This window comes from Kribbella ginsengisoli (assembly GCF_039537185.1).
In the GTDB taxonomy this organism is placed as follows: Bacteria; Actinomycetota; Actinomycetes; order Propionibacteriales; family Kribbellaceae; genus Kribbella; species Kribbella koreensis.
The window spans coordinates 936,996-952,007 of the sequence record NZ_BAABAA010000002.1 but is presented as its reverse complement, the minus strand read 5'-3'; the positions used below and the strand labels follow the sequence as shown (position 1 = coordinate 952,007).

Genomic DNA, 15,012 nt, shown 5'->3' with positions numbered 1-15,012 from the left:
GCCGCCGTGCCGTCACCGAGCAGTATCCGGACGTGCAGCCCGAGCTGGCGCCCCGGACGCGCGGCGTGATCGCGCTGATGGAGGAGAACTGCACCTCCTGCATGCTCTGCGCGCGGGAGTGCCCGAGCTGGTGCATCTACATCGACTCGCACACCGAGACCGCGCCGTCGGTCGGTGAGCAGGCCCGCGAGCGCAGCCGGAACGTGCTCGACCGGTTCGCGATCGACTTCAGCCTCTGCATGTACTGCGGGATCTGCATCGAGGCGTGCCCGTTCGACGCGCTGTTCTGGTCGCCGGAGTTCGAGTACGCCGAGACCGAGCTGCGCAACCTCACCCACGAGAAGGACCGGCTGCGGGACTGGATGTGGACCGTCCCCGCGCCGCAACCGATCGACCCGGGCCCGTCGGTGATCGAACCGATCGAGGCCATCGAGGCGGCGCCGAGCGACGCGGCCCCGGCCGCCGGATCCGCGAGCGCGCCCGCGCCGCGCGAAGGCGGCTCGACTCCCCCCATCGCGGAGGGCGAGGAGTGACCACTGCGCTCTTCTCCATCGCGGGGGCGGTGGCGCTGCTGGCAGCGGTCGTTACGGTCACCTCCCGCCGGATCGTGCACGCCGCGCTCTGGCTGGTCGTCACGCTCGGCGCGGTGGCCGGCTGCTTCGGCGCCCTGCATGCCGAGTTCGTCGCGCTGGTACAGATCCTCGTCTACGTCGGCGCGATCGTCGTCCTCGTCCTCTTCGCCCTGATGCTGACCAAGGCGCCGACCAACCCGCTGCCCGCGCTGACAACCCGCCGCAGCCCGTTCGCCGCAGTGGTCGCCCTGGTGCTCGCGCTGATCCTCGGCACCGGCGTGGTACTTGCCTTTGGCAACCAAAAGATCAAGCCGGTACCGACCGGCAGCGCCGAATCCATCGGTACCGCCGTCTTCCGCAACTGGGTGCTCCCCTTCGAAGTCCTCTCGGTCCTGCTGCTGGCCGCCCTGATCGGCGCGATCGTCTTGTCCCAGCGCCCGGGGAAGAAGGGCGACTGACCATGCCGATCATCGTCCCGCTCCTGCTCGCCGTCGCGCTGTTCTGCATCGGCGTGTACGGCGTACTGGCGCGCCGCAACGCGATCACCATGCTGATGTCCTTCGAGCTGATGCTGAACGCGGTCACTCTCAACCTGGTCGCGTTCGACGCCTGGCGCGTCGACGGCCTCGCGACCGGGCAGACCCTCGCGGTCTTCGTCATCACCCTGGCCGCCGCCGAGATCGGGCTGGGCCTCGCCATCATCCTGCTGCTCTTCCGCGGCCACGGCCATGTGGACGCGGATGCGGCTCGCGACCTGGTCGAGGCCGCTCCTGGCGAGCACACCGAGGTCGAGCAGTGATCGCCACCGCCTGGCGCGTGATCGGCGTCGGCTTCTCCCTGCTCGTCCTGCTGACCGCCGGCCTGCTCTACGGTGTCGACCCGCAGCAGGAGCGCTTCGGCGGTGTGTTCCTCAGCCGCGACGTGTACCTCAGCTACGGCGTCCGTACCGACGATCTGACCGTCTTCATGCTCGCGATCGTCGGCGTCGTCTCGCTCTGCGTGCAGGTGTACTCGATCGCCTACGTCCACGAACGTGTGGCCTCCTACACGGCCCTCGTCACGCTCTTCACCGCATCGATGGTGACCGTGGTCGTCTCCGACAGCCTCTTCCTGCTACTCATCGGCTGGGAGCTGATGGGTGCGTGCTCGTACCTGCTGATCGGTCACTACTGGGAACGCCGCGACGCCCGCTCGGGTGCGATGAAGGCGTTCCTGATGACCCGGCTCGGCGACGTCGGCTTCCTGTTCGGCATCTTCGTGCTCGGCCTCGGCTACAAGACCTTCACCCTCTCCGAGCTCGGCGACCGGCAGATCTCGCCCGGACTGCTGACCACCGGCACGCTGCTGATCCTGGTCGGCATCGTCGGCAAGTCCGCGCAGGTCCCGCTGCAGACCTGGCTCCCCGACGCGATGCCCGGCCCGAGCCCGGTCAGCGCGCTGATCCACGCGGCCACCATGGTCGCCGCCGGCGTCTTCCTGATCGCCCGCCTGTACGACGTGTTCGCGGCGGCCGAGACGACCTTCACCGTGCTGGCCGTGATCGCCTGCGTGACGATGCTCTTCGCCGCCTTCTGCGCGATGGCGGCCGTCGAGGTCAAGCGCGTCCTCGCCTGGTCGACGGTGAGTCAGCTGGCGATCATGTTCGCCGGCCTCTCGCTCGGCACCCACGAAGGACGGCACGCGGCGCTCTTCCACTTGCTGACGCACGCAGCCTTCAAGGGTCTGCTCTTCCTCTGCGCCGGTGTCCTCCTGCATCAGGTCGGCAGCGCGGCCTTCGTCGTACTGCGCCGGTACACCCGTCGCGGAGCGCTGCGGAAACGGATGCCGGTCACCTTCATCACGATGACGATCGGGCTCGCCGCGCTCGCCGGAGTACCGGGCTTTGCCGGCTTCTTCTCCAAGGACTCCGTGATCGAGGCCGCCTGGGAGCACGCCCGCGACGGGTCGACGATCGGCTGGGTCGTGCTCGTCTCGGTCTGCCTGACGGCCGCGCTGACCGCCTTCTACTGCGTTCGCCTGTGGCTTTGGGTCTTCTTCCGTACGCCGGCCCTGGCGGGCGCGCTCGGTGCCTTCGAGGACGACGACCCGATGGCCGATCTCGAGGAGCCGGATACCGCCAAGCTGCGGGACGGGTCGTGGCTGATGCTCGCCCCGCTGGTGCTGCTCGCGGTCGGCGCCATCGGGCTGGGCTACACGGATGGTGTCCACCTCAAGTGGCCGATCGCGTTGGTGACGACGGTGCTCGGACTGTTCGGCGCGCTGCCGGCGTACTCGTTGTGGCAACGGGGGGCTGATCCGCGGCCGGTCGTGCTCGAGCGTGAGTTCGGGGTGGATTCGGCGTACCAGCGGGTCTTTGCCGTACCGGTGCAGTGGCTGGCGAAGCTGGCGGTTGGCGGGGATCGGGACGTGATCGGGGGGTATGTGCGTGGGGCCGGGCGGGCCGGCGTACTGGCCTCGGCCGGGTTCCGGAGGCTGCAGACGGGCAACGTGCAGACGTACTTGACGGCGGCCGTGATCGGGGCGGTCGCGCTGGCGATCCTGGCGGGGGTGATCGGCTCATGAGCGTGTTGCTGATCGCGCTGCTCGTCGTACCGGCTTTGACTGCGGCGATCCTGTGGGCACTGCCTGCTGGGACCGGTGATCGCGTTGCTGCGATCGTCGGATCGGTTGTCTCCGGGCTGGTGCTGGTCGGTTCGGCAGTGCTGTGGTGGGATCTGATCCGGCCTCGGAAGCCTGAGTTCGAGACGCTTATCGACCTGAACACCAACAGTCTGCCGCGCACGCTGCCGGGCAAGATCCACGCGTTCGCCGAGACCGACAGTTCGTGGATCCCGGCGCTGGACGTGCGGTTCCATCTCGGCGTCGACACTATCTCGCTGCCGCTGATCGTGCTGACCGCGCTGCTCGTCTTCCTCTGCTGCCTGTACTCGCTGCGGATCACCCCGCGCATCGGCCGCACGCGGTCCCTGATCGCGCTGCTGCTCGTCATCGAGACGGGTGTGATCGGGACCTTCTCGGCGCTCGACCTGGTGCTGTTCTTCCTGTTCTTCGAGGTCGTGCTGATCCCCATGTGGCTGGTGATCGACATCTGGGGCGACGATCACGACCCGGCCGGGCGACGGCGGGCGGCGACCACCTTCGTGCTGATGACGGTGTTCGGGTCGGCGCTGATGCTGCTCGGCTTCCTGCTGGTGCATCGGCTGGCGGGGACGTTCGATCTCGAAGTACTGGGCTCGAACCCAATCGCAGGTGGGCATGGGATCGCGCTGATCGCGGCCGTCCTGATCGCTCTCGGGCTCGCGGTGAAGATGCCGCTGTGGCCGCTGCACATCTGGCTGCCCGACGCGCACGCGAAGGCGCCGACGGTCGGTTCGGTGCTGCTGGCCGGCGTACTGCTGAAGCTCGGCAGCTACGGCATGATCCGGATCCTGCTCCCCGTGCTGCCCGACGCGACGGCCACCATCGCGCCGTACCTGGCCGGCTTCTCGACCGTCGCGATCATCGCCGGGTCGCTGGCCTGCCTCGCGCAGACGGACGTCAAGCGGCTGATCGCGTACTCGAGCGTCGGCCACATGGGCTTCATCGGGCTCGGGATCGCGACGATGTCACCGGAGGGCCTGGCCGGCGCGCTCTACGCGAACATCGCCCACGGCATCATCACCGGCCTGCTGTTCTTCCTGGCCGGCGCGATCAAGGACCGGCACGACACCAGCGACCTGCGCGCGATCGGCCGCGCCCTGTACGCCCGGTTGCCGCGCATCGGCGGACTGCTCACGTTCGCGTGCCTGGCGTCGCTCGGGCTGCCCGGGCTGGCTGGGTTCTGGGGCGAGATGCTGATCCTGCTGGGTGCCTACCATCCGGCGGATGTGTTGCCGCGGACAACGTTCCTGGTGCTGATGGTGATCGCTGGGCTGGGTGCGGTACTGACCGCGGCGTACTTCCTCAAGCTCATCCGCCAGCTCAACCAGGGTGACCCGGCCGAGAACCCGGCCAGTGCCTTCGCGGTGGACCTGAGCCGGATCGAGCTGATCACCTGGGCGCCGCTGATCGTGCTGACGGTCGTCCTGGGACTCTGGCCGCCCTTCCTGCTCGACTACTGGACGTTCGCATGACGATCACCTGGACCGACTGGCAGACGATCGCCGTACCGCTGGTACTGGCGGTGGGCGCTGTCGCCGTGCTGCTGATCGACGGGTTCTGGAGCAGTGGTTCCAAGCGGGCCAAGCACCTGGTGGCCACGTTGATCACCGGGGGCGTGATCGTCTTCGGGCTCGCCTTCGTGATGGCGCAGCGGAACGGGTTCAAGGCGGCCTTCTGCCGCTTTGCGGTCGAGGGTCCGGCTGAGTGCAGCCTGGTGCTCGATCCGCTGACGATCGGGTTGTGGGCGGTGCTGCTGATCGGTGGCCTGGGGGTCGTCGGGCTTTCGGCGTACCGGTTGTTGTCGGCTGAGATTCCGGTGGGGGAGTACCACTTCCTGCTGCTCAGCGCGCTGGTCGGCGCGACGGTGCTGGCGGGGGCGCGCGATCTGGCGACCGTGGTGATCGCTCTTGAGGTGGTGTCGCTGCCGAGCTTCGCGATGGTGGCGTTGCGGCGGGATCGGCGCGGGTCCGAGGCAGCTCTGAAGGCCTTTTTGGTGTCGGTGCTGTCGACGGCGGTGATGCTGTTCGGCATTTCCTACCTGTACGGCGTGACCGGGTCGCTCTACCTGCAGACGATCGCGAACCGGTTGCCGGGGATCGATCCGGATCTGCGGCGGGTGGCGTTCGCGGCCGGGTTGTTCGTGATCGTGGGGTTCGGCTTCAAGATTGCTGCGGTGCCGTTCCATGGCTGGCTGCCGGACACGTACGCCGGGGCGCCGGTCGAGGTGACTGCCTTCCTCGCCGTCGTCTCCAAGTCGGCCGGTGTCGCGGGGCTGCTCGTGCTGGTGACGTACGGGATCACGCCGTCGGGGCCGGATCTGCGGATCGCGGTGGCTGTGCTGGCGGCCTTGACGATGACGGTCGGCAACTTGGCCGCGCTGCGTCAGGTCGAGGCGGTCCGGCTGCTCGCATGGTCGTCGATCGGCCAGGTCGGCTTCCTGCTGGCGCCTTTGGCGGTCGGGGATGCGCAGGCAGTGGTGGCGTACTTGGCGGCGTACGTCGTCGTCACTCTCGGCGCTTTCGGGGCGGTCGCTGTGGTCCAGCGCCACCGGCCGGGCGGCCTGTTGCTGTCGGACTATCGGGGCATGGTCCGCTCGGAGCCAGGCCTCGGTACGGCCCTCATCTTCTTCCTGGTCGTCCTCGCAGGCCTACCACCAGGTCTGGCGGGCCTCTTCACCAAGTTCGCCGCCTTCCAGTCCGTCATCGACGCCCACTACGGCTGGCTGGCCGTGGTGATGGCTCTCAACGTGATGATCGGCCTGGCGGTCTACCTCCGCTGGATCGCCGAACTGGTCCGCCTCCCGGCCGACGACCCGTTCTCCGTCGACATCGAAACCCCCGCGGTCACCGTCATCTCGCTCTGCGCCGGCGGCGCCGTCGTCCTGTCGATCCTCCCCGGCACATTGTTCGCCCTGGTCAACTAGTTGACCGGTTGAGGACAGAGCCACCTGAGGGCCGCGCGACCTTTGCGATGGTTCATCGGGTCGCCGTACTGGGGCTGCTGCTCGTACTGACCGGGTGCTCGAGCCCGGCTGAGGAGAAGGGCGCTGCGCCGCAGCCGTCCAGCGCCCCGACCACGACGCCGGTGCCGACGCGGGTGCTCGTCATCTGGTCCGACGTGATGTGCTCGACGATCGGCGAGTTGACGTCGGCGCAGGCCGACCTGGCGAGCCTGAACCAGAATCTCACGGGTCCATCCAGGCTGATCTGGAGCTGGCTGGCGGGTTGTTCGCCCGCTAGCGACCTGTGGAGCGTCAGTCGGCGAAGAAACAGCGTTCGCTGGGAGGTTTTGGTGCCGCTGACGTGATGCTTCATGCGAGCAGCCCGAGAACCTGCCGGTGGGCGCGCGAGATTGCAGCCCCGATGTTGGCCGGGCAGGCAGGGCCGCAACCCCGCTGGTGGCCTGCTCATCAGGGCTGCCGGCGGCAGCAGCTGGGGCAAGAAGGACTCGATGACCTCAGGAAGGTCGTCGGTCTCAATGCCGCAGCCGCTGTCGTGGAGCTCAGTTCTACTTAGCAGCGAGGGCGAGGCGGAGGATGGTGTCGTAGTCGACCAGTTCGATGCCGGGCTCGGTGGTGGTTTCGTTGGTGGCTAGGACGAGGAGCTTGCGGGGGTCGGTGACCTCCACGTTGTACTTCGTCTTCGCGAACGCCTGGTTCTCCGCGTTGGCGAAGTACTCCCCGTACTGCGTGAGTCGGGCGACCCCGTCCTGCGCGGTGGTCGAGCGACGGCGCTTCTTGCCGTCCTTGCCCGTTTCGAGCAGGGGGAGGGCCAGGTCGCCGATGATGTGGCTGCCGTCTTCGCGCTCGAGGATGAAGTCGGGCGTCACCGAAGTACCGTCTGCTGCTTCGAGCACCGGCTCGCGGACCAGCTGCGTCGCGCTGAACGCGGACAGCAGGATCTCCTCGTGCTGCTGCAGGAACTCGCCGACCGTCGTCTTGTGCAGCCCGTGCTGGTACGTCGCCCCGAACGGCTCGGCCTTCAGCAACTCCTCCACCTGACCGCGCGGCACGGCGAGCGTGCCGATCGGGTCGAGGTGAGCGGCCTCGTTGACCAGCTGCTGCAGGTACTGGCGGTACTTGTCGGCCGGCTCGGAGCGGTGGATCGCGATCGCGAGGAAGGTCCAGCGGACCCGCACGGACGTGTCGACGCTGGAGGCGAGCAGTACGCGCTCGAGCGTCGTGTAGTTGCCCGGGGTGAAGCTCAGCAGCTTGCTCTCACCGGTGCCGACCAGCTCGCGGCCGATGATTCGCTCAGCGCTCGGGTACCGGCTGTCCAGGGCTGCGCGGCCGTACTCCGTCGCGATCGTCGCGTCCTGGTACCGGTCGTCGTTCCGCAGCACCACGACCGTACCGGCCTGGTCCTTTGCGGCGCCGAAGTACTCGTCGATCCCCGCAGCCTTCTGCCGCCGGACGTCCAGCGACCGGAACTCTTTCGACACTCCGACGAGCTCCAGGATGTTCCAGTCCGGCGTCTCCGTCAGCACCAACTGCCGCGGATACAGCAACGGCCCCACCAACTCGCGCCCATGACTCCCCGGCAGGTGCTCACTCACGCTCTTGAGGTGCTCCCCCCAGAACTGACTGTTCACCTTCACGAACTCGGTGGGTTTCATCGCCTGCTCTCTCCTACCTCTAGCCAACCCGACACAACAGCCAACCCCCGCCGGCCCGGCAAGTATTCCCCGTCACCCCGCTGATCGCATCGCCGGGGCCAACGAGAACAGCCCCCGGCCTGTTTCCAGGTCCGGGGGCTGTTTCAGCTCCTGTGGCGGGTGCAGGGTTCGAACCTGCGTAGGCATAAGCCGACAGATTTACAGTCTGCTCCCTTTGGCCACTCGGGCAACCCGCCAGGGTGCTGCCGGTTCGTGAACCGGCGTGAGAGACGATACAACAGACAGTGGCCCTGACAGCAAATCGGTTAAGACAGTCAGCTTCAGAAAGGACGTGCCCATGGCTTCGGAGTCCTCCTTCGACATCGTGAACAAGGTCGACCAGCAGGAGGTGGACAACGCCGTGAACCAGGCGGCCAAGGAGATCAGCCAGCGGTTCGACTTCAAGAACGTGGGCGCCGAGATCAAGTTGTCCGGCGAGGCGATCGACATGCAGGCGAACACCGAGGAGCGCTGCAACGCCGTCCTCGACGTACTCAAGGACAAGCTGGTCAAGCGGCAGATCTCGCTCAAGGGCCTCGAGGTCGACGAGCCCAAGCTGTCCGGCAAGATCTACAAGCTGCAGGCCACCATCAGCGCCGGCATCAGCCAGGAGAACGCGAAGAAGATCTCCAAACTGATCCGCGACGAGGGCCCCAAGGGCGTCAAGGCGCAGATCCAGGGCGACGAACTCCGCGTCTCCAGCAAGAGCCGCGACGACCTGCAGGCCGTCCAGTCCCTGATCAAGGGCCAGGACCTCGACTTCGCCGTCCAGTTCGTCAACTACCGCTGACTCTCGCCGGTGCCGGATTTGCGCAGGTGGATCAGGGACGACTTCGGTCTCGACGTGACCGAACTCACCCAGATCCACCACGGCGCCGACACCGGGGCCGAGGTCTGGCGAGCCGACCAGTACGCCGTGAAGTGGACCACCGGCGGCACGACGGCGGCGTACGAGGTGACGTCGTACCTGGCTGAGGCCGGCGTCCGTGGCGTCCCAGCTCCCATCAGGACCCCCGCCGGCGCCCTCTGGACGACCCGCGAAGGCAGGCGCCTCTCCCTGACCCCTTGGATCGACGGAGCTCGCGCATCCGAGACGGGCCTCACCACGGACCAGTGGAGGCAGTACGGCGGACTGCTGGCCGAGGTGCATTCTCAGGCGGTACCGGACCGGCTCAGAGCGCTACTGCCGCCCCTCAACCCCATCAACGCCCGCATGCCGGCCCTGGCCGGTGAACTCGGCCAGAGGTTCGCCACGCGGGCTCCTGAGGACGACCTGGAGGCTGAGCTCGCCACCACCTGGCTGGCCCACCAGGGCGCGGTCGACGCCCTCGTGGAGCGCACTGCCCAGCCCCCGGCTGCAAGCCCCCGCGTGATCTGCCATGCCGACCCGCACCTGGGCAACGTGCTCGTCACACCCGAGCAGCTCTACTTGATCGACTGGGACGACGCGGTACTGGCCCCCATCGAGCAAGACCTCCTCTTCATGCTCGGCGGCATGGGCTCCTTGGGCCCCACCACCGAAGCAGACCAAGCCGCCTTCTTCGCCGGCTACGGCTCAGCCGCCCTGGACCCCACCCGCCTCACCTACTACCGCTCAGCCCGAGCCCTGGAAGACGTAGCCCTCTGGGCCGAACAAGCCATCACCGGCCCCGACCGTGCAGAGTCCCTGGAGATCCTCCAAGAAGTCCTCGGCCCAGACGGCCTCGTAGTACAGGCCCTGAGCTAGGCGTGGCGGAGCCAGATGTTGGGTTCTGTGTAGAGGCCGGTGTTGGAGGGCTTGTCTATGGCGAGGGTGGCTAGGCCGCTCGGGATTACGTAGGTGCCGGTGGAGGGGAAGGCTAGGCCGGTCCAGGACTCCCACTCGGGGATGGTGCCGGTGATTGTTTGGGAGATGGGGGCGGGGGCCAGGAGGGTGGCGCCTAGGCGGATGTGGGTGCGGAGCCAGGGGTCCAGGGGGAGGCCGTCTTCACGGGTCCAGGTCATGAATTCGGCGATGTCGGTGAGGGGGTAGCTGGATTTCAGGGTGGGGCGGACGGGGGCGATCATGCGCGTGAGGCCGCGGGTCAGGGCTTGTTGTTTGACTGCGGTGATGACCCGGCTGGCGTGGCCTTTGCCTTGTTCGTCGTTGCGGACGGCGGCGGCCATCAGGACGAAGGTGTCCGGCTCGGCGCCTGCCTCGTAGGAGTCGACCGAGCGGACCAACGAGTCGGTGAAGCCGCCGGGGAGGTCGGGGACGGTGCCGTTCCAGGGGAGGGGGACGCCCCAGCAGCCGCCGATCAGGCGGCGGGTGTCGTCTACGAGGTAGAACTCCCAGTCGGAGAAGTACGAGCGGCGGCGATCGCGGTACTGGTGCACCACCTCGTCGTGGAAGATGAACTCGGGCCACTCCTCCACGAACCGCTGTTCTGCTTCAGCGTCCAGTTCCGGCGCGGAGGCTACCGGGATCAGCTCGTACATGCCCCAAACGCTAGACCGGCCGAGTACCCGCGGCCACCGCATTTCCAGCCCGTACTGCGCGTGGCGCGCCGCCCAGTTCGCGGTGGCAGGTCTTGTTGAAGGCCTGTAGGTCGGGGATGCCGACAGTGGCGGCTATTGCAGGGATGGAGAGCGTGGTGGAGACCAGGAGATGGCGCGCTCGGGCCATGCGACGTTGGCGGATGTAGGCGACTACTGTCATGCCGGTTTCGGTGCGGAAGAGTCTGGTGAGGTGGTTGTGGGATACGCCGGCTGCGGCGGCTAGGGCGGGCACAGTGAGAGCCCGTGCGAGGTTGGCCTCGATGTAGCTGATCGCTGCCGCCACTGCCGAGTGGCCGGCCGCTACGCCGCCTTCGGTCAGGGGCGCGGACAGTTGGGCGACCCGCCACAGCGCGGCCCACACCTCGGCCACTACCCGAGGAGAGCCGCTTGGTGAGGCCCCGATGGCTGAGCGGAGCATGTCGGAGAGGACAGGGGCCGTAGTACCGGCGTCCTGGACGACAGGCACGTATGACGGCTCGCCGGCGATCCGCGGCCGGAAGTGCGCGAAGAGGTGTTCCGAGCGACCCCGGTAGTCGAACTGCACCGGTACTCCGGCAGGGGTCAGGCTGACCGACCCAGGGGCGACCGGGTACGTCGTACCGCCCACCGTCAGGTCGGCCGAGTACCCGTAGAGGTGGAACTGCCACAGATCCGGCAGCCGGAACACATCCCGCAAACCACGCACCCCGTGCACCCCGACGCCGACGTTCACCAGCTCCGGCGGCTCGGCCAGGTGCAACGGAATCATGGTGAGAAATTACCACCAATGGTGAACACAACCCACACAAACACAGCGCGAGGAAACCTAGCCTGGAGGAGTAGCAACCACCAGCACTAGTCGCCCCGAAAGGGAGAGACATGCCGCATCCGCATCGCAAGAACCTCCTCACCTCCGTCCAGATGGCGAGTTTCGTCGCCACCGGCGCGTTCCGGATGGACGCCGTCGTGCCCGACGAGATGAACCAGCAGGCGCTCGACGTCCTGAAGGCCGGCATCCCCGGCGTCCCGTACGGCACCCCGCTGTCGGAGGCGTTCGTGGACAGCGAGTTCGTCCAGCGGCTGGTGCAACTGCCCGAGGTCGCGGGCGCCATCCACAGCCTGGTCGGCCCCGAGCCGACCGTCGACCACCACGCCGTGCACATCCGCAAGGCGCACGAGGGCGAGGCGCAGAACCTGCACGGCGACGCGATCATCGACGTCCGCGAGGACGCCTTCGACGTCCAGCTCATGTACTACCCGCAGGAGGTGACGCTCGAGATGGGCGGCACCCTCAGCGTCCCGGGCAGCCACCTGCGCCGCACCAACGAGTCCGACACCGGCCGGTACCAGAACCTGCTCGGCCAGACCCGGCTCACCTGCCCGCCCGGTACGGTCGTGCTGCTCCACCACGGCATCTGGCACGGCGGCCGCAAGAACGACAGCGCCATCGACCGGTACATGTTCAAGATCCGCTTCAACCCGACCGTCCGCCAGGTCCGGCTGTGGAACACCGACGACCTGTACGACGACGCCGTCGCGCAGGAGCTCGGCCAGTACTTCCCCTGGTACGAGAACGCCACCGGCCGGCTGGAGATCTACAACCGGGTCAAGCTGTGGCAGGCCCTCACCGGCGATGACACCTACGACCCGGACTATTGGGTCACCCGGGTGACCAACCGTCCGCGCCGCGTCGTCGCCCAGCGCAGCCTCAACCCGCACGCAGCGAAGAAGGAGATGGCATGAGCATCACCCCCGACCAGCAAGCCCTCGGCCTGCAGGCCATCGGCGAGCAGGTTGTGCGCCAGCAGGTTCTGGTGCTCTACCTGGCCTCATCCGCGCTGGACTCGCGCACGGTCGGCTGGTCGACGTACGACGGGACCGGTGCGACGACACCCACCACGGGTGACTCCGACGTCCCGCCGTACGCCAGCGGACTCGACGCGCTCAAGGACGGCTGGCGGCTCTTCCAGGCCGCGCAGCTGCTGCCGCCGCAGCCGGGTCACGAGTACGACGTGTCGTTCCTCAAGCACGAGTTCTTCTTCGAGAAGCTCGTCGCGATCTGACTAGTAGGGCAGGACACAGACCGGTTTCGGCCAGTTCAGCGGCGTCCCCGTTGCGGTGAGGGCGCCGCTGCTCTGGTCGACGGTGAAGACCGCGATGGTGTCCGAGGTCTCGTTCCCGGCGTACAGCTGCAAGCCATCCTTGCTGAAGGCGAGGTGCCGCGGCCAGGTCCCGCCGGAGCTGATTGTCTGGATCAGCTCGGCTTCGAGGCCTTCGGCGCCGGTCTCGAAGACCGCGATCGTGTCGTCGCCGCGGTTCGAGCCGTAGACGAAGCGGCCGTCGGCCGACACCAGTACCTCGGCCGGGAAGTTGTCGCCCTCGGCGCCGTCCGGCCGCGTCGACACGGTCTCGGCGATCGCCAGCTTGCCCTCGGCGTGGCTGAGCACGATCAGCGTCGAGTCGAGCTCGTTGATCAGGTACGCCGCGTGGCCGCCCGGGTGGAAGACCAGATGCCGCGGCCCGGCGCCCGGGTGGGTCTGCAGCCGGCTCACCTCTTCCAGCCGGCCCTCCTTGCTCAGCGTCGAGACGTACACGCTGTCCGACCCGAGATCGATGTCGAAGGCAAACGATCCGGACGGGTCGAAGGTGACATGGTGGGCGTGCGGGCCCTCCTGGCGCTCCTCGTTCGGGCCGCTGCCCTCGCGCTGCAGGATCTGGCTGGGGTCGCCGAGCGAACCGTCTTCCTTGATCGGGTGGACCGCGATCGAGCCGGAGCTGTAGTTGGCCGACAACAGGAACTTGCCGGACGGGTCGATCTCCAGGTGGCACGGGTCGGCGCCGCCGGTCGGCTGGTGGTTGAGGAACTCCAGCACGCCACTGTCCGCGATCGCGAACGCGCTGACGCGGCCGGACGGCAGTTCGTTGGTCGCGTAGAGGTACCGGCCGTCGGCCGAGATGGTCAGGAACGACGGATTGGCGGTCGCCGCGGCGACCTGCAACTCCTCCGTGGTACCGAACCCGATGCCTTCACCGCCACCGTCCCGAAGGGTGTAACTGCCGACATAGATCTGCTCCGAGGTCATGGCGTCCACCCTGCCAGGTAAGTCAACCGCAAGCACCCATGGGGCTCGTAGGCTCAGCCCATGGACACCGCCGCCTTCCTGCATCGCATCGGCCTCGCGTCGCATGCCTCCTCGTACGCCGCCGGGCACGCTGCCCCGAGCGTCGAGGGGCTGTCGGAGCTGCACGAGGCCTTTGTCGGCACCATCCCGTACGAGTCGGTTCAGTTCCAGTTCGGACAGGGCGGGTCGATGGACCCCGAGGCGGTTGCTCGGCGCATCATCGCGAGGGAAGGTGGCGGGTACTGCTTCCAGCTCAACGGAGTCCTGGCGCACCTGCTGACTTCACTCGGGTACGACGTGACGCTGCACCGCGGTGGCGTCCAGACGGCCACCCGACCAGCCGTCGTCGACGCGAGTCACATGGTGTTGACGGTCGAACTCGACGGGGAGACGTGGTTGGTCGACGCGGGGTTGGGCGACGGCCTGTTGACCCCGATGCCGTTGCAGGCCGGCGCATCGGCGTACCAGGACCCCTTCACCCTGACGCTGCGGAAGTCGGACCTCGTCGACGGCTGGCGCCTCGACCACGACCCCCGAGCCGGCCTGATCGGCATGGACTTCGAGTCGGCCCCCGCGACCTTCACCGACTTCGAAGCCCAGCACCAACACCTCTCCTTGTCCCCGGACTCACCCTTCGTCCGCACCTGCTCGGCATTCCTCCGCCGCCCCGGCCAGATGGCGGCCCTACGCTCCGTCGGCCTGACCCAAACGTACAAAGACCGGATCGACAATAAAATCATCGATTCCCAGCCCGAGTACTACGAAGTCCTCGCCGACCTCTTCCAGCTACCCCTACTGCATTTCACCGCTGCCGACCGCGACGCATTATGGCGCCGGGTCTGGACCCAGTACGAGAACTTCCTGGCAGCCCAGCAGCACGGTTAACCCGGCGGGACCAAGGTCCATTTTTGTTCCTTGCCGTCACCGCAGGTCCAGTGGATCAGTTTCACGACGTCCTCGCGCGGTCCGCCTGGTACGGCAAGGCAGTCCCCGCTGCTGTGGTTGTGCAGCCGATAGGCCTTGTCGTAGGACCAGATCTGGTTGTCGTGCGCGGCGAGGCAGGTGTATTGCCAGACCGGTCCGCCGTTGCCGCCGGCCGCCGTCAGGCATTTCCCGGTCTTCTTGTTCTTGAAGATGTAGGAACTGTTGTCGTAGTCGTCCAGGCCCACGTCCGTGACAGCCCACTGCTGTTCTGAGTCCAACTTGATGTTGCAAGGGAACTGAATCACCTGCACCTTGTCGGCCGGATTGGCGCCGGGAACGGCGACGCATTTCAGCGTCTCCCAGGTCGTGAGGTTGATGACAGGGTAGACGTTCTCCGTCTGAGACGAGGCGTTCGCGGACACTGCCAGGCCGGCCGTCAGGCAGCCGGCGCCGGCCAGCGCGATGAGTCCGGCAATTCGTCGTCGAGCGCGCACGGGTGATCCTCCGTTGGTTGTTGCTCCGGAGTCATAGGGAATGCGATCCGGGGGCGTGGGTCAACGGTGGAAAAAAGAATTGCAACTAGCTGCAGGGGCTGCAACTGAAGG

Annotated in this window: 16 protein-coding genes, 1 tRNA gene and 1 pseudogene; 11 read left to right on the top strand and 7 right to left on the bottom strand. The window is 67.4% G+C overall.

All coding sequences use genetic code 11. The features are described 5' to 3' along the window. Positions 1-77: 77 nt before the first annotated feature. The 6 genes and pseudogenes from ABD768_RS11980 to ABD768_RS11955 all read left to right on the top strand — a co-directional run. Positions 78-293 (top strand): annotated as a pseudogene (locus ABD768_RS11980) (4Fe-4S binding protein); the annotation flags it as partial. A 236-nt stretch (positions 294-529) separates the two neighbouring features. After that, a complete protein-coding gene (locus ABD768_RS11975; protein ID WP_344840269.1) occupies positions 530-1,030 on the top strand; it encodes an NADH-quinone oxidoreductase subunit J family protein in 501 nt (166 codons plus the stop codon). Between the two features lie 2 nt (positions 1,031-1,032). Further along, on the top strand, positions 1,033-1,371 hold the full coding sequence (gene nuoK / locus ABD768_RS11970; RefSeq protein ID WP_343976085.1) for an NADH-quinone oxidoreductase subunit NuoK: 339 nt from the start codon (positions 1,033-1,035) through the stop codon (positions 1,369-1,371). Then, positions 1,368-3,134 (top strand): NADH-quinone oxidoreductase subunit 5 family protein, encoded by a 1,767-nt coding sequence (locus tag ABD768_RS11965; RefSeq protein WP_344840267.1) that lies wholly within the window; start codon positions 1,368-1,370, stop codon positions 3,132-3,134. Before nuoK ends, ABD768_RS11965 begins: the two co-directional genes overlap by 4 nt. Continuing rightward, on the top strand, positions 3,131-4,684 hold the full coding sequence (locus tag ABD768_RS11960) for a complex I subunit 4 family protein (protein ID WP_344840263.1): 1,554 nt from the start codon (positions 3,131-3,133) through the stop codon (positions 4,682-4,684). Before ABD768_RS11965 ends, ABD768_RS11960 begins: the two co-directional genes overlap by 4 nt. Beyond that, a complete protein-coding gene (locus tag ABD768_RS11955) occupies positions 4,681-6,135 on the top strand; it encodes an NADH-quinone oxidoreductase subunit N (protein WP_343976094.1) in 1,455 nt (484 codons plus the stop codon). Before ABD768_RS11960 ends, ABD768_RS11955 begins: the two co-directional genes overlap by 4 nt. Positions 6,136-6,187: 52 nt before the next feature. Here ABD768_RS11955 and ABD768_RS11950 read toward each other — a convergent pair whose 3' ends face one another. The 3 genes from ABD768_RS11950 to ABD768_RS11940 all read right to left on the bottom strand — a co-directional run bounded on the left by ABD768_RS11950 (position 6,188) and on the right by ABD768_RS11940 (position 8,062). Continuing rightward, positions 6,188-6,400 (bottom strand): hypothetical protein, encoded by a 213-nt coding sequence (locus ABD768_RS11950; RefSeq protein WP_344840260.1) that lies wholly within the window; start codon positions 6,398-6,400, stop codon positions 6,188-6,190. Positions 6,401-6,719: 319 nt separating this feature from the next. Next, a complete protein-coding gene (locus tag ABD768_RS11945; protein ID WP_344840257.1) occupies positions 6,720-7,826 on the bottom strand; it encodes a hypothetical protein in 1,107 nt (368 codons plus the stop codon). Between the two features lie 153 nt (positions 7,827-7,979). After that, a tRNA-Tyr gene (locus ABD768_RS11940) sits at positions 7,980-8,062 on the bottom strand. A gap of 101 nt (positions 8,063-8,163) precedes the next feature. Here ABD768_RS11940 and ABD768_RS11935 point away from each other — a divergent pair. Further along, positions 8,164-8,655: a YajQ family cyclic di-GMP-binding protein gene (locus tag ABD768_RS11935; RefSeq protein WP_343976105.1), complete on the top strand. Its 492-nt coding sequence runs from the start codon at positions 8,164-8,166 to the stop codon at positions 8,653-8,655. A 54-nt stretch (positions 8,656-8,709) separates the two neighbouring features. Continuing rightward, complete coding sequence (locus ABD768_RS11930; protein WP_344840254.1) at positions 8,710-9,591, top strand: phosphotransferase enzyme family protein; 882 nt, start codon at positions 8,710-8,712, stop codon at positions 9,589-9,591. Here ABD768_RS11930 and ABD768_RS11925 read toward each other — a convergent pair. Both ABD768_RS11925 and ABD768_RS11920 read right to left on the bottom strand, forming a co-directional pair. Further along, on the bottom strand, positions 9,588-10,322 hold the full coding sequence (locus tag ABD768_RS11925; protein WP_344840251.1) for a GNAT family N-acetyltransferase: 735 nt from the start codon (positions 10,320-10,322) through the stop codon (positions 9,588-9,590). The two genes, ABD768_RS11930 and ABD768_RS11925, sit on opposite strands and share 4 nt — an antisense overlap. A gap of 10 nt (positions 10,323-10,332) precedes the next feature. Further along, entirely contained in the window at positions 10,333-11,130 is a 798-nt protein-coding gene (locus ABD768_RS11920) for an AraC family transcriptional regulator (RefSeq protein WP_344840248.1), read from the bottom strand. A 110-nt stretch (positions 11,131-11,240) separates the two neighbouring features. Here ABD768_RS11920 and ABD768_RS11915 point away from each other — a divergent pair, with 110 nt between their 5' ends. Both ABD768_RS11915 and ABD768_RS11910 read left to right on the top strand, forming a co-directional pair. Beyond that, positions 11,241-12,104, top strand: a complete 864-nt coding sequence (locus tag ABD768_RS11915; protein ID WP_344840245.1) for a phytanoyl-CoA dioxygenase family protein — start codon at positions 11,241-11,243, stop codon at positions 12,102-12,104. After that, a complete protein-coding gene (locus tag ABD768_RS11910; RefSeq protein ID WP_343976121.1) occupies positions 12,101-12,424 on the top strand; it encodes a hypothetical protein in 324 nt (107 codons plus the stop codon). The genes ABD768_RS11915 and ABD768_RS11910 overlap by 4 nt, the downstream gene beginning before the upstream one ends. Here ABD768_RS11910 and ABD768_RS11905 read toward each other — a convergent pair whose 3' ends face one another. After that, positions 12,425-13,444, bottom strand: a complete 1,020-nt coding sequence (locus tag ABD768_RS11905) for a lactonase family protein (protein ID WP_344840242.1) — start codon at positions 13,442-13,444, stop codon at positions 12,425-12,427. Positions 13,445-13,504: 60 nt separating this feature from the next. On the opposite strand from ABD768_RS11905, the gene ABD768_RS11900 reads away from it, so the two are divergent. Beyond that, positions 13,505-14,368: an arylamine N-acetyltransferase family protein gene (locus ABD768_RS11900; protein ID WP_344840239.1), complete on the top strand. Its 864-nt coding sequence runs from the start codon at positions 13,505-13,507 to the stop codon at positions 14,366-14,368. Here the strand turns inward: ABD768_RS11900 and ABD768_RS11895 are convergent. Continuing rightward, positions 14,365-14,901 (bottom strand): RICIN domain-containing protein, encoded by a 537-nt coding sequence (locus ABD768_RS11895; protein ID WP_344840236.1) that lies wholly within the window; start codon positions 14,899-14,901, stop codon positions 14,365-14,367. The genes ABD768_RS11900 and ABD768_RS11895 overlap by 4 nt on opposite strands. Positions 14,902-15,012 lie beyond the last annotated feature (111 nt).